A 12,048-nucleotide genomic window follows, 5' to 3' on the forward strand; every position below is an offset into this window, starting at 1 on the left:
CCGCGCCGCTGGGAATGCAACATGTTGCTGTAAGCGTCAGTGTACTGCATCCGTTCTGTCTACACATGGAACGGACCGACCACCGTTCGAACAGTAGCGTAGCACGTATGCGTAGCGTTCCGAGACAGGTATACCTCGTCGTGCTCGTGCCGACGCTGTTCGGAATGGTACATCACGTCGACCACATCGTCCGGGGCAACCACGTGGGCTGGCCGCTGACGCCAGAGGTGAACGCGTTCACGCTCAGTCTCGCCGTCTACCCACTGCTGGCGTTCGGTCTCGTCCTCACGGTAACCGGTCGGGTGGGCCTGCGGTACTGGCTCGGGTTTCTGACGGCAAACAGCGTGCTGCTCGCGGCCGTCCACCTCGGTCCCTGGGCTATCGAACCGCCGTCGGACATCATCGCGCCGTACAGCGACCCGATGCTCGGATACGGGGCCTTCGGCGTCCTGCTCGCGCTCATCGCCGCCGTCGCCATCGGGGCAGCGTACACCGCGGTGCTCTCCATCCGAGGTGGACAATGAGCGCGACCCTATCCCACTCGATCCGTCCCGATCCCCTGAGTGCGGTCGTCTCAGCAGTCGTAACGGCGGTCACGCTGGGCGTCGCGTTCGGGCTGCTGGCGCTGGACGTGGACTGGTTCTGGCTGGCGTTCGTCGTCGGCTTCGGCGTGGTGCTCCCGGCGGCAGTGGGGCTGGTAGAGTACGACCGGCGCAGCGACAGTCGCCCGGCGACCACCGACCGGGACGGCGAGACCGAAGCCGCACTGGCCACGCTCCACCAGCGGTACGCGCAGGGAGAGCTCTCTGACGTCGAGTTCGAGCGGCGGCTCGAACGGCTCCTCGAAACAGGGTCCGTGTCATCGGCAGATACGCGTGAGACGGGACGCCCGGCCGATGAGAACGGCAGTGGAGCGCCGCCTAGACTGGGGGACCAGTAGTCGCGGCGCACGGTCAGCGGCGCTCCGGCGACTGCGAGATCGCCGTCGTGAGAAACCACTTGACAATTCGCGTCTGGCCGCGTCTGAGGACGCGGCTCGCGGTCGATTTGTCGATATCGAGCGCGGCTGCCAGGTCAGCGAGCGTACACTCACGCGGCAGTTCGAAGTAGCCCGCTCGGAGCGCAGCCGTGAGGACGTCCCGCTGACGGTCTGTCAGGAGCCCGGCCGGGTCGGTACTGTGGACGAGCGACAGCAGTTCGTACTGCCTGCCCGCGTCCTCAATGGCCGCCTGGAAGCGGTCGAACTCCGCGCGCGACCCGGTGAGGTCGAACTCGTACCAGCCGTTCTCGGCGGTGACCGGGTACTCGATCGGGAGCCCCGACTCGGCGACGAACTCGTATAGTGCCGTATCTGTCGTCTCGTACTTCGCGAGCACGCGGTCGGCAGTGCGTTCCAACTCCTCGTATGCGGTGACTGACGGGTGGGTCGCGATAGCGTCCCCGGCGGTCGCGGGGTCGTCCGTCGTTACCTCGCCGAGTTCGACCGCCGTCGCGCCTGCCCGAATCCCGGAGAGCAGCCTGAACGTGGCCTGTGGGTTCGCCTGTGAGACATCGGCGATCCAGATGTCGTCGGGAAGGCGAATCCGGAGCCGGGCAGCGATCACACCGACCGCCTCCGACGGCGTGGGGGCTGTGGCCACAGCATAGTGCGACGAGTGATATCACATATCGCGAACGGGTAAATCCCGCGCCGGAGTTCGTTTGTCAGCGCCCGGCGGTGGCCGCCGTGTCACCGGCCGTTCGCCCGACCGATGCTCTCCCGAACAGCAGCGGCGAGGTCGTAGCCCAGCAGATACACCGGCCGCAGGAAGTAGTTCGCCATCCCCGCGAGGCCGAGCAGCCCGCCGATGGCCTGCATCTCGCCGGGCGTGGCCGACAGGCGGACGAGCAGCGGCAGGGCCGTAACGAGCGGCGCGACCCACAGCGACTGGACGATGCCGTCCGCGTCGACACCGGCGACGGAACCGAACCGACCGTCGTCCGGACGGCCGGCGTACAGAACAGCCGTCAGTACCAGCAGGCCCACGACAATCGGCAGGGACGCGCCGAGGCCGGCGACGCCGAGGCCGATAGCCAGTGCGGCCGCGACGAGCAACAGGACCGTCACCCGCATCGTCCCGTGCCGGATGGCCGCTTCCGTATCCATATCCGGTCGTTGCGGCGATGCTGTATAAAGCCTGTGAGGGCGGCGCCGCTTTCTTAACCCCTTTTTGCCTCGGCCGCAAAGCGGTGGCGAACACGTGCCCTCCACGTACAATCCGGTCCGTGGCGTCCTGCTGTTCATCGGCAGCCTGCTCGCGCGGTTCGGCCTCGTCGAGCGCGAGCGGGTCCGCCGAGCGACGGATCTCTCCTGGCCCCGCATCGTCACCGGGGTCGCTCGGATGTCGAAGTCGACGGTCGACGTGGCGATGGTCGGACTGGCGCTCGGGCCGACCGCCATCGCCGGCGTCGGCTTCGCCGCCCCGTTCTGGGAACTCGTGTTCGCGCTGGGCGGCGGGGTCGCCGGGGGGACAATCGGCATGGTGTCCCAGCGCTACGGGGCCGACGCCGACGAGGAACTGGCGGTCACCGTCACGACCAGCGCCGCCGTCGTGCTGGGGCTGACGCTCCCGCTGATGGCGGCGTACTGGATCGTCCCCGGGCTGCTCGTCGATCTCGTCGGAACGGGGTCGGAGGCCGTCGACTACGGGACGCGATACCTGCGCGTCGCCGCGCTCGGCGTCCCCTTCGCCGCACTGAACCTCATCGGGAGTCGGACGCTCGTGGGAGCCGACGACGCCTGGACGCCGATGCTGTTGCGGGCCGGCGGTGCGGTCGTCAACATCGCGTTGAACGCCGTCTTCATCTTCGGGTTCGGCCTCGGCGTCGTCGGTGCGGCCCTGGGGACGGTCATTGCGAACGTCCTGGTCACGGCCGGATTCGCCGTCGGGCTAGCTCGCGGTGGCTTGCCGATCATCGGTACGTTCCCGGTCCGGGTGCCGGTGTCGCGGCCGTTCCTCGACCGGGGGCTGGGGCGGGACCTCGCAGAGACCGGGGCACCGCTAGTGGGGGCCAACCTCGCGCGGACCGGGGCGCAGTTTCCCCGGTTGTTCATCGTCGGGCTGTTCGGGCCGGGCGTCGTGTCGGCCTACGTCGTGGCGCTTCGGGTCCGGGCGCTGCTTGACACGCCGAACTGGGGGCTGAGCCTGGCGTCGAGCAGCCTCGTCGGGCAGGCGCTGGGCGACGACGACGAGGCCGAGGCGACCGTCTGGGCGCAGACGGTGCTCCGACTGAGCATCGGCGTGTACCTCGTCGTCGCGGCGACGCTGCTTCCGTTCTCGCGGGGCATCGCCCGCCTGTTCGTCTCGGATCCCACAGTGCTCCCGCTGGTGACGGTGTTCGTCGCCGTCGCGTGTGCAAGCGTCGTGTTCCGTGGCGTCGACGGCGGCTCGACGGGGCCGCTCCGTGCCAGCGGCGACACGCGCTGGCCGTTTTACTCCCAACTGGCCGGGATGTACCTGTTCGCCCTCCCGCTTGCGTATCTCGGCTACGTCACGCCGCTGGGCGAACTCGCGCTATATGCCTCGCTAGTGGTCGAGACCGCGGTTCCCGCGGCGGTGACCTACTATCGCTTCCGCTCGGGGACGTGGCGAGTCGTCAGTCGGTCCTACCGGCCCGACGCGGCGCTGGACGATTGACGCGTGGCGTCGACGGGGGGTGACATCAGCCAGTCGACAGTATATTTGTGACGCCACTCTGATGTGCTCGCGTGGATCGCACACGCGCTGTCTCCGTCGGTCGGGATGTCGTCCGCACTGTCCGAGAGGAGGAGGTCTCCTTTCTCGCGGCCGGCATCGCCTACTACATGTTCGTCTCGCTCCTGCCGCTGTTGTTGCTGACGCTGGTCGTCGGGACACTGGCGGGCGGGGAGGCCTTTGCCGAGCGAATCGTGGCGGCTGCGGGGGACGTGCTCTCGCCGACCGCATCGACACTGCTCGAAGACGCGCTGACCAGCGGGGCCGGCCGCGGCGGCGCGACCGTCCTCGGTGTCGGCGTCACGCTGTGGAGCGCGCTCAAGGTGTTCCGCGGGCTGGATACGGCCTTCAGTCGCGTCTACGGAACCGATGGCCCCGATTCGATACTCGGGGAACTCGTCGATGGGCTGGCCGCGCTGGGCGGGATCAGTATCGCACTGGTCGGGCTCGGCGTCATCGGGGCGCTCGGAACGGTGCTCGGCGTGCAGGTCGCGCTCGGTGGCCTCGCGCTCGTTCCCGTGCTGGCGGTCGCCTTCCTCCCGCTGTACTATCTGTTCCCCGACCAGGAGATGACGATACGGGAAGCCGTCCCCGGCGCGGTGTTCGCCGGCCTCGGGTGGACGCTGCTCGGGACAGGGTTCAACGTGTACGCCTCGCAGGCCGACAGTTACCAGGTGTACGGCGTCATCGGCGGGGTCCTCCTGCTCGTGACGTGGTTCTACTTCGCCGGACAGGTGCTGCTCGTGGGCGCAGCGGTCAACGCGGCGCTCGCGGACCGGCAACTACAACAGGTACCGCGCCGACGGTCCGGCAAAGCGATGAGTGAGGACGCTGACGAAACCGACACGCCGCCACCAGCCGGCGCTGACACGTCACGGACACCCGACGACCTGACAGACGAGGAACTCAGGGAGCTCCGCGAGGAGTTCGAGTCGTTCCGCGAGGAGATCGAGGGCCGGACGCTGCACCGCGACGAAGTGAAATCGGACCTCAAGCAGTACGTCCGCCGCCGGATGCGCCGCGGCCACGCCCGACAGTGGGGCCCCTACATCGTCTTGCTGTACGGCACGATCATGACCCTCGGTGCGTTCTACTATCTGAAGGGGATCTACGCCGTCCTGGCGATGCTGGTCATCTGGCTGTCGGTGCTGGGCCTTTACACGATCATGATTGCGGTCGGTGTGACCCTGACTGCGACCGGCATGCCCGGACGGCTCATCGACCGCGTGCGCGACTGGCGACAGTGATACGGACTATCGGGGTCACTGAGGTCCTGTCAGCGCTGCCCGGCGCAATCGTCGTACTGTTCGCCCTCATCACCCAACTGGGCGATTTCTGGTTTACCTTTCTGGCCTGTGGCCTGCTGTACTGGCTGGGTCCCTGGACGCCGACGCTCGGCCGTGGCCTCACTCGGGACCGGACGGCGATGCTGGTGGCGCTGCTCGCCGTCGGCGTTGCCCTCGTCGTCTCACTGAAAGGGGTGTTCGTCCTGCCCCGGCCGCCGGGTGCTGGGACGGCCACCCACGCCGGACTGCTGCCGTCGCCAGTCCGGGGCATCTACGAGTCGATGGCCACCGGCGAGGGCTTTGGCTTCCCCAGCGGCCACGCCACGCTCTCCCTGCTTGTCTGGGGCGGTATCGCCTGGGCGCTCCGGGTCGGCACGCGTCGGCAACGGGCTGCCGTCGCCGGCACCGTCATCGCCCTCGTCGGCCTCTCCAGACTGGTGCTTGGCGTCCACTACCTCGTCGACATTCTTGCGGGCTTCGCCATCGCCGGCGCAGCGCTCGCGCTGGCGCTTGGCGTGCTCAGGACGCCCGAGCGGGTGTTCGGACTGGCCGCCGGCATCGCCCTGGCGGGGCTGCTCGTCGCCGACGTTTCCCGGGATACGGCCGGCGCGCTGGGAATCGCAGTCGCGGGCGGTGTTGTCTGGTCGCTGCTGGGTGGGTCGGTTCCGGAGCCGACCCGGACCGGCGTCACGGTCACGGCACTGCTTGGCGTGGGCTCGGTTGGCCTCCTTCTCGGGGTGACGTTCGGCCTGCACCCGACGCCGGCCGTGGTCACGCTGCTTGCGGCACTCGGGACGGGACTGTTGCTGGTGCTGCCGCTGGCCGGTGAGCGCCTCGCAGAAAAATACTGAGACGGACGCCGCTTAGAACTTCTCGAGGTAGCGGTCGAGTTCCCACTGGGAGACGTCGACCAGGTACTCCTTGTGTTCCTGGCGCTTGGCCTCGACGAAGTTCTCGTAGACGTGCTCGCCGAGGGCGTCGCTGATGACCTCGTCCTGTTCGAGTTCGTCGACGGCTTCGCCGAGGTTCTCCGGCAGCGTGGTGATGCCGTACTCCTCGCGTTTGGCCTCGTCGAACTCGTAGATGTTCTCGCGGACCGGGTCGTCGCATTCGAGGTCGCGCTCGACACCGTCGAGACCGGCGTGGATGAGCGCGGCGAAGGCGAGGTACGGGTTACACGACGGGTCGGGGAAGCGAGCCTCGATCCGGCTTGCGGCCGGCGTGCGGGCGGCCGGCTTGCGGATGAGTGCCGAGCGGTTGCGGTCGGACCAGGCGACGTAGACGGGGGCCTCGTAGCCCGGGACCAGACGCTTGTAGGAATTGACGGTCGGGTTCGCCACGGCCGCAATGGCCGGTGCGTGTTCGAGGATCCCAGCGGTGAAGCTCTTTGCCGTCTCGGAGAGGTTGAACTCGTCGTCCTCGTCGTGGAACGCGTTCTCGCCGTCCTCGGTGAACAGCGAGAGGTGCGTGTGCATCCCGGAGCCGTTGATCTTCGGGATCGGCTTCGGCATGAACGTCGCGTGCAGGTCGTGTTCGGCCGCGATGGCGCGGACGACAGAGCGGAAGGTGGCGACGTTGTCAGCCGTCGAGAGCGCGTCGTCGTAGGTGAAGTTGATCTCGTGCTGGCCCTGGGCGACCTCGTGGTGGGAGGCTTCGATGTCGAAGCCCATGTCTTCGAGGCCGTAGATGATGTCACGGCGCACGTCGGAGGCGAGGTCCTTCGGCGCGAGGTCGAAGTAGCCGCCGGCGTCGTTGGTCTTGGTCGTCGCACGGCCCTCTTCGTCTTCCTCGAACAGGAAGAACTCGGGCTCGGGTGCGGCGTTGACCGTATAGCCCATGTCGTTTGCGCGCTTGATCGCACGCTTCAGAACGCCGCGTGGGTCGCCAGCGAACGGTTCGCCGGTCGAGGTGTCGATGACGTCACAGATGAGGCGGGCGCTGGAGCCGCCTTCTACGTTCTCTCTCCACGGAAGCACGGAGAACGTCGAGGGGTCCGGGTCCAGGCGCATGTCGGACTCCTGAATCCGGACGAAGCCGTTGATCGAGGACCCGTCGAAGTAGATGCCCTCTGTGAACGCTTTCTCCGCCTGATCGGCTGTGATCGAGACGTTTTTGATTGTGCCGAGGATGTCGGTAAACTGGAGTCGCAGGAAGTCGACGTTCTTCTCTTCGATCTCCTCAAGTACCTCCTCTGCCGCCTCTGAAAGTTCGCTTGTCATCTTTGGACACCAGATAGGAACGGTGCTACTACTAAAACCCTGCTGATTTGCGCAAAGGTTTCGACGCTTTCGCTTACATTTGGACATTCGTAAAATTCTAATCCCTGGGGGGCGTCCCCCAATGTAATGACGTACGAAAATCTCGACCGTGAGTTAGTGAATGCCCTGCTGGGGGATGGCCGCGCCAGCCTCCGAAGCCTCGGAGAAGACCTCGACGTGTCGGTAACGACCGTCTCGAACCACCTCTCCGATCTGGAGGACGAGGGGATCATCAACGGGTACACGCCCAAAGTCGACTACGACAAGCTCGGCTACGACGTGACGGCCATTATCCAGCTCAAGGTGGAGGGGTCGTCGCTGCCGGCGGTCACGGAGGACCTCAGAGAGCACAAGCAGATGATCTCGGTGTACGAGGTCACCGGCGACTACGACATCATCGCGGTCGGGAAGTTCACCGACACCGACGGCATGAACGCCCAGATCAAGGAGCTGCTCACGGATCCTGACATCAGGGAGTCGAACACCTCCGTCGTGCTCAACGCAGCCAGCGAACACGAGCAGTTCGACCTCGACCTGAAGGAGTAGCGGCCGCCCTTCTGCAGTCGTTCCGACCGCTCCCGGACCGGCAGGTCTCGGGGTGGCGGAAGCCAGTACCGACGCATACTTGACTGACCAGTCAGTTAGTTACACGTAATGAACGACGGCGACACGGCCGACGATATTATGGATGCGACCTACCGTGCGCTGTGTACGCACGGCTACGCGGACCTGACGATGCAGGATATCGCTGACGAGTCGGACAAGAGCAAAGCCTCCCTCCACTACCACTACGACAGCAAGCACGACCTTCTCTGTGCGTTCCTCGAATACCTCTATGACGGGTTCGTCGACCGGACCGAAGACCCCGACGGCGAGACCCCACACGAGCGGCTGCTGGCGCTCATCGACTCGGTGCTGGACAAACCGGACGACGGGAGCGAGGAGTTCGGGACCGCGATTCTCGAAATCCGCGCCCACGCGCCCTACGAACCCGGCTTTCGCGAGCGGCTCACGAAGTTCGACGACTATCTCGTCGACGAGCTCGAAGTGATCCTCGAAGACGGCATCGCCGACGGGACGTTCAAATCCGACCTCGACGCCGAGGAGACCGCCCGGTTCATCGTCACCGTGCTGACCGGGGCCGCGACCGAGCGCGTCACGACCGGCCGCCCGGTCGAATGCACCCGGAAAATGCTCGCCGAGTACGTTGAAACACATCTCCTGGACGGACAGGAGGAGGTCACAGCGTGAGCGTCCGGCAGAAACTGGGCCGTCTCGGTGCGCGGCTCGGCGGGCTATTCAAGGGCCAGGAGGAGCTGGACCTGACCAGCGGCGACATCGGCAAGCCGCTTCTCTTTCTCTCCTTCCCCATCGTCATCACGAACCTGCTACAGGTGGCGTACAACCTGGCCGATACGTTCTGGCTGGGCCAGTACTCCACGACGGCGCTTGCGGCCATCTCCTTTGCCTTCCCGATGATCTTCCTGCTCATCTCGCTCGGGATGGGGCTGTCCGTGGCGGGAAGCGTGCTGGTCGCCCAGCACACGGGTGCCGAAGAGCTCCGCGAGGCCGAGTACGCTGCCTCCCAGACCGTGACGTTCGCGCTGCTGGCCTCCGTGCTGCTCGGCGTGACCGGCTACTTCTTCGTCGAGGACTTCCTGTCACTGTTGGGTGCCTCCAGCGAGGTGCTGCCGGGCGCGACGGGGTACCTGCAGGTCGTCTCGCTCGGGCTGACGGCGATGTTCGGCTTCTTCGTGTTCATCTCGCTGATGCGCGGGGCCGGGGACACCATCACGCCGATGCTGGTGATGTTCGGGACCGTCGTGCTGAACATCGTCATCGATCCGTTCCTCATCTTCGGCTGGTGGGTGTTCCCCGAGATGGGCGTCGTCGGCGCGGCCGTCGCGACCATCTTCTCCCGGGGTGTGGCGTTAGTCGTCGGTATCGGTATCCTGCTGTCGGGCCGGCGGGGCGTGCGGATTCACCTCGGTGACATGGCACCGGACCTGGAGTACCTCCGGAAACTGCTCAGGCTGGGCGTCCCGGCCTCCGTCGAGGGGACCGGGCGGGCGCTGTCGGTCAACGCCATGCTGTTCATCGTCGGGACGTTTTCCGTTACTGTCGTGGCGGCCTTCGGCGTCGGCATCCGCGTGTTCTCGCTGGTGTTCATGCCGGCCATCGCGATGGATCGGGGCGTCGAGACGATGACCGGCCAGAACCTCGGCGCGGAGCGGCCGGACCGCGCGGCGACGGCCAACCACTTCGCCGCGAAAGTCTCGTTCGCCATCCTCACCGTCCTCGGTGCGATTACTATCTTCGCCGCACCAACGGTCGTCAGCGTGTTCAGCGACGACCCCGAGGTCGTCCGTATCGGGGCGGAGTTCCTCCAGTGGGTCGCCCCGACCTTCGGGTTCATCGGCATCGTGCGGGCCTACTCCGGCGGGTTCCGCGGGGCCGGCAAGACGCTCACCTCGGCGGCGCTGGCGGTCACCATGCTGGGAATCATCCGCCTGCCGGTCGCCTGGGTCGCCTCCCGCCCGGTTGCGGTCCCGGCCTGGCTCGGTCCGCAGGTCGTCGACCTCTTCGCGTACTCGCTGGCCGAACAAGGCATCTGGCTGGCCTTCGCCGTCTCGAACGTTCTCGCGGCCGGCCTCGCAGCGGCCTGGTTCCTCCGGGGAACGTGGCGCGAGGCCGATCCGCGGACCGGTAGCGATCCGGCTGTCGCGGACGACTGACGGCGCTGGTTGCTGAGAAAGAACCGCAAAACGCTCTGATGGCGCGTGTCAGCGCCGTTCGGCCCGCTCGAAGCGCTCGTCGGTGAGATACACGTCGCCGTCCCTGGTTTCGACCTCGATACCGTCCAGCACGTCGCCGGCACAGGGGCCGTGCGTGCAGACGCCGTCCTCGCGTTCGAACTGCGCGCCGTGCTTGTGACACACCAGCCGGTCGCCCCGCACAATCGCGCCCCGGCCCGGATCGAGGGGGACTTCGGGCTGGTGGGGACAGGAGTTGCGCCAGGCGACGACGGCGTCGCCCGCGCGGTGCAAGATACAGTTGACACCGCGTCGGCCGTCACGAGCCTCGAACACGAGCGTGCTGTCGGTGGGCACCGAATCGAGTTCGACGATGTGGCGCGGATCGTCGCCGGTCGGCTGTCCGTCGTTGCCGTCAGTCGGCGCTTCGTCGTCAGCCGCCCGGTCGTCGCCAGTGCCGGAAAAACTGAACCGGACGGTCGTGTCGCCGGCTTCGACTTCGCCGTCGTCGTCGTGGATGCGAACCGATTCCGACTCGTCGTCGGTGTCGACGGTCACGTCCACGGGATCACTCATAGCAACTGGTCGTCGGTTGACACACATAGCGATGTCGAAGTCGTCCGCGACATGCCGGTTGCAAAACGGAGTTATGTCAGCCCTGCGGAACGTCGGTATGGACCGAGAAGACGTTTCCGTCGAAGTGGAGGTCGAGGTCGAGGTAGACACAGCGGAACTGGAAGCCGAAGTCGAGGATATGGCGGAGTTCGAAGCGGAACTGGAAGGGAAGGGTATCGAAATCGAACTAGAAGCGGAGGTCGAGTTCGCCGAGCACGACGACGAAGACGAGGCTGCCGAGGAAGAGATGGACGAAGCGGACGCCGAGACCGACGAGGAAGCGGAAGCTGAAGACAGCGACGAGAGCGAGGAGTAACGGGCCCACAGCGTCCGATTGTACACATCTGCCGGACATGGTCAGCAGCGGCTCCGGTAACGGCCGCCGCCCCGTCAGAGATTAGGTGAAACCGAGTTCACAATCACAGGTGTTCGTCGGTATCGGCCGGTCGTCGCTCCAGCGCAGTGACTGACAGGGTTCCGTCGATGGTCGCTCGGAGCCGCTCGGAAGCTGTCGCCACCGTCACGGCGATCTCCCACGGGTCCCGGCGTCGCACTGTCGTCCGTGACGGGTTGACGACGAAATCGAGTTCCCAGGCGCGGGTCGTCCGGGGGTCGACGCCGTGGTCGTACAGCCAGCCGGTTACCGCGGGGTGATAGAGCGCAACGACCGCGGCGGGCGGGTAGTTGTAGAAGCTACACTGCTGACAGTCGATATCGAGCATCACCGGGTGATCGGTCGCGTAGTGGGAGTCCAGTTCCGGCCCGGTTTCCGTCGTTACCCCCGCGCTGATGGCGCCCGCACAGACCGGACAGACGCCGGCGACGGCGAACCGCCAGAACAGTCGGGTTCGCCGGTCGAACGCCGCGGCGACCGCTTCGTCGGTACGACCGCTGACGCCACCGGGGTCGAACGGGAACGCCATGACGGTGTCGTCACAGGCCAGACAGCCGACGTGGCCGATGTACTCGTCCAGCGTGAACGTCAGCGCGGTCCCGCAGTGGCGACAGTCGGCGTCGAGCGACACCGGATCCACGCCGCCGGTCTGATGGAGGACGCCGCTGTGTATCGCATCGAGGACGCGATGGCCCGGATACAGCAGTTCGTACGCCTCGCCGTCCTTCCCGACGAACTGCCCGACCAGCTGCGAGAGGTGGTAGTTGAACTTCCCGCTGTCGCGCTCGCCGACCCGCCGCTTGAGCTCCGCGTACGGGAGGGCGTGCCGGTCAGCGGCCCAGAGGGCGTCTAAAATCGCCACACGGAGGTCGTGGCTGAACAGCGCGAACGCGTCGGCGGGCGTCCGCTGGGTGTCCGCGTCACTGTCGGTATCGCCGGGCATAGCGGCTGTTTCGGCAGGTCGATACAAAACGTCTAGCCGTCCACGTATCAAACCACCTGTCAGAA

Annotated in this window: 14 protein-coding genes; 9 read left to right on the forward strand and 5 right to left on the reverse strand. The window is 66.4% G+C overall.

Annotation, left to right across the window (positions count from 1 at the left end; translation table 11 throughout):
• The first annotated feature begins 107 nt into the window (after positions 1-107).
• Both ACY9XZ_RS05915 and ACY9XZ_RS05920 read left to right on the forward strand, forming a co-directional pair.
• Positions 108-524, forward strand: a complete 417-nt coding sequence (locus tag ACY9XZ_RS05915; protein ID WP_463456134.1) for a hypothetical protein — start codon at positions 108-110, stop codon at positions 522-524.
• Complete coding sequence (locus ACY9XZ_RS05920; RefSeq protein ID WP_463456135.1) at positions 521-940, forward strand: SHOCT domain-containing protein; 420 nt, start codon at positions 521-523, stop codon at positions 938-940. Before ACY9XZ_RS05915 ends, ACY9XZ_RS05920 begins: the two co-directional genes overlap by 4 nt.
• A gap of 13 nt (positions 941-953) precedes the next feature.
• Here the strand turns inward: ACY9XZ_RS05920 and ACY9XZ_RS05925 are convergent, their stop codons facing one another.
• Positions 954-1,640: a helix-turn-helix domain-containing protein gene (locus ACY9XZ_RS05925; protein ID WP_463456136.1), complete on the reverse strand. Its 687-nt coding sequence runs from the start codon at positions 1,638-1,640 to the stop codon at positions 954-956.
• Between the two features lie 89 nt (positions 1,641-1,729).
• Positions 1,730-2,146, reverse strand: coding sequence for a hypothetical protein (locus tag ACY9XZ_RS05930; RefSeq protein ID WP_463456137.1), 417 nt, complete (start codon positions 2,144-2,146; stop codon positions 1,730-1,732).
• A 94-nt stretch (positions 2,147-2,240) separates the two neighbouring features.
• Between ACY9XZ_RS05930 and ACY9XZ_RS05935 the strand changes: the two genes are divergently transcribed.
• The 3 genes from ACY9XZ_RS05935 to ACY9XZ_RS05945 all read left to right on the forward strand — a co-directional run bounded on the left by ACY9XZ_RS05935 (position 2,241) and on the right by ACY9XZ_RS05945 (position 5,871).
• On the forward strand, positions 2,241-3,677 hold the full coding sequence (locus tag ACY9XZ_RS05935) for an MATE family efflux transporter (protein ID WP_463456138.1): 1,437 nt from the start codon (positions 2,241-2,243) through the stop codon (positions 3,675-3,677).
• A gap of 71 nt (positions 3,678-3,748) precedes the next feature.
• Positions 3,749-4,981 (forward strand): YihY/virulence factor BrkB family protein, encoded by a 1,233-nt coding sequence (locus ACY9XZ_RS05940; protein WP_463456139.1) that lies wholly within the window; start codon positions 3,749-3,751, stop codon positions 4,979-4,981.
• Positions 4,978-5,871 (forward strand): phosphatase PAP2 family protein, encoded by an 894-nt coding sequence (locus ACY9XZ_RS05945; protein WP_463456140.1) that lies wholly within the window; start codon positions 4,978-4,980, stop codon positions 5,869-5,871. The genes ACY9XZ_RS05940 and ACY9XZ_RS05945 overlap by 4 nt, the downstream gene beginning before the upstream one ends.
• A 12-nt stretch (positions 5,872-5,883) precedes the next feature.
• Here ACY9XZ_RS05945 and glnA read toward each other — a convergent pair whose 3' ends face one another.
• Positions 5,884-7,239: a type I glutamate--ammonia ligase gene (gene glnA, locus ACY9XZ_RS05950; protein WP_463456141.1), complete on the reverse strand. Its 1,356-nt coding sequence runs from the start codon at positions 7,237-7,239 to the stop codon at positions 5,884-5,886.
• A gap of 126 nt (positions 7,240-7,365) precedes the next feature.
• Here glnA and lrp point away from each other — a divergent pair, with 126 nt between their 5' ends.
• From lrp to ACY9XZ_RS05965, 3 genes are all read left to right on the forward strand, one after another.
• Positions 7,366-7,824, forward strand: coding sequence for an HTH-type transcriptional regulator Lrp (gene lrp, locus ACY9XZ_RS05955; RefSeq protein WP_463456142.1), 459 nt, complete (start codon positions 7,366-7,368; stop codon positions 7,822-7,824).
• A gap of 108 nt (positions 7,825-7,932) precedes the next feature.
• The gene (locus ACY9XZ_RS05960) at positions 7,933-8,529 is read left to right on the forward strand and encodes a TetR/AcrR family transcriptional regulator (RefSeq protein WP_463456143.1); all 597 of its coding nucleotides are present in this window, start codon (positions 7,933-7,935) and stop codon (positions 8,527-8,529) included.
• Entirely contained in the window at positions 8,526-10,013 is a 1,488-nt protein-coding gene (locus ACY9XZ_RS05965) for an MATE family efflux transporter (protein WP_463456144.1), read from the forward strand. The genes ACY9XZ_RS05960 and ACY9XZ_RS05965 overlap by 4 nt, the downstream gene beginning before the upstream one ends.
• 48 nt (positions 10,014-10,061) lie before the next feature.
• On the opposite strand, the gene ACY9XZ_RS05970 is transcribed toward ACY9XZ_RS05965, so the two are convergent.
• Positions 10,062-10,607, reverse strand: a complete 546-nt coding sequence (locus tag ACY9XZ_RS05970; protein ID WP_463456145.1) for a Rieske (2Fe-2S) protein — start codon at positions 10,605-10,607, stop codon at positions 10,062-10,064.
• Between the two features lie 97 nt (positions 10,608-10,704).
• Here ACY9XZ_RS05970 and ACY9XZ_RS05975 point away from each other — a divergent pair, with 97 nt between their 5' ends.
• Positions 10,705-10,962: a hypothetical protein gene (locus tag ACY9XZ_RS05975; RefSeq protein WP_463456146.1), complete on the forward strand. Its 258-nt coding sequence runs from the start codon at positions 10,705-10,707 to the stop codon at positions 10,960-10,962.
• A gap of 103 nt (positions 10,963-11,065) precedes the next feature.
• Here the strand turns inward: ACY9XZ_RS05975 and ACY9XZ_RS05980 are convergent, their stop codons facing one another.
• Positions 11,066-11,983 carry a DUF7351 domain-containing protein gene (locus tag ACY9XZ_RS05980; protein ID WP_463456147.1) on the reverse strand — a complete coding sequence of 306 codons (918 nt, stop codon included), beginning with the start codon at positions 11,981-11,983 and terminating at the stop codon, positions 11,066-11,068.
• Positions 11,984-12,048: the final 65 nt, after the last annotated feature.

Source organism: Haloarcula sp. HT12, assembly GCF_055271655.1.

Excerpts from the sequence above, each read along its gene's own strand:
- ACY9XZ_RS05915 (WP_463456134.1), top strand. The coding sequence starts at position 108 with ATGCGTAGCGTTCCGAGACAGGTATACCTCGTCGTGCTCGTGCCGACG.
- ACY9XZ_RS05920 (WP_463456135.1), top strand. The coding sequence starts at position 521 with ATGAGCGCGACCCTATCCCACTCGATCCGTCCCGATCCCCTGAGTGCG.
- ACY9XZ_RS05930 (WP_463456137.1), bottom strand. The coding sequence starts at position 2,146 with ATGGATACGGAAGCGGCCATCCGGCACGGGACGATGCGGGTGACGGTC.
- glnA (WP_463456141.1), bottom strand. The coding sequence starts at position 7,239 with ATGACAAGCGAACTTTCAGAGGCGGCAGAGGAGGTACTTGAGGAGATC.
- lrp (WP_463456142.1), top strand. The coding sequence starts at position 7,366 with ATGACGTACGAAAATCTCGACCGTGAGTTAGTGAATGCCCTGCTGGGG.
- ACY9XZ_RS05960 (WP_463456143.1), top strand. The coding sequence starts at position 7,933 with ATGAACGACGGCGACACGGCCGACGATATTATGGATGCGACCTACCGT.
- ACY9XZ_RS05970 (WP_463456145.1), bottom strand. The coding sequence starts at position 10,607 with ATGAGTGATCCCGTGGACGTGACCGTCGACACCGACGACGAGTCGGAA.
- ACY9XZ_RS05975 (WP_463456146.1), top strand. The coding sequence starts at position 10,705 with ATGGACCGAGAAGACGTTTCCGTCGAAGTGGAGGTCGAGGTCGAGGTA.
- ACY9XZ_RS05980 (WP_463456147.1), bottom strand. The coding sequence starts at position 11,983 with ATGCCCGGCGATACCGACAGTGACGCGGACACCCAGCGGACGCCCGCC.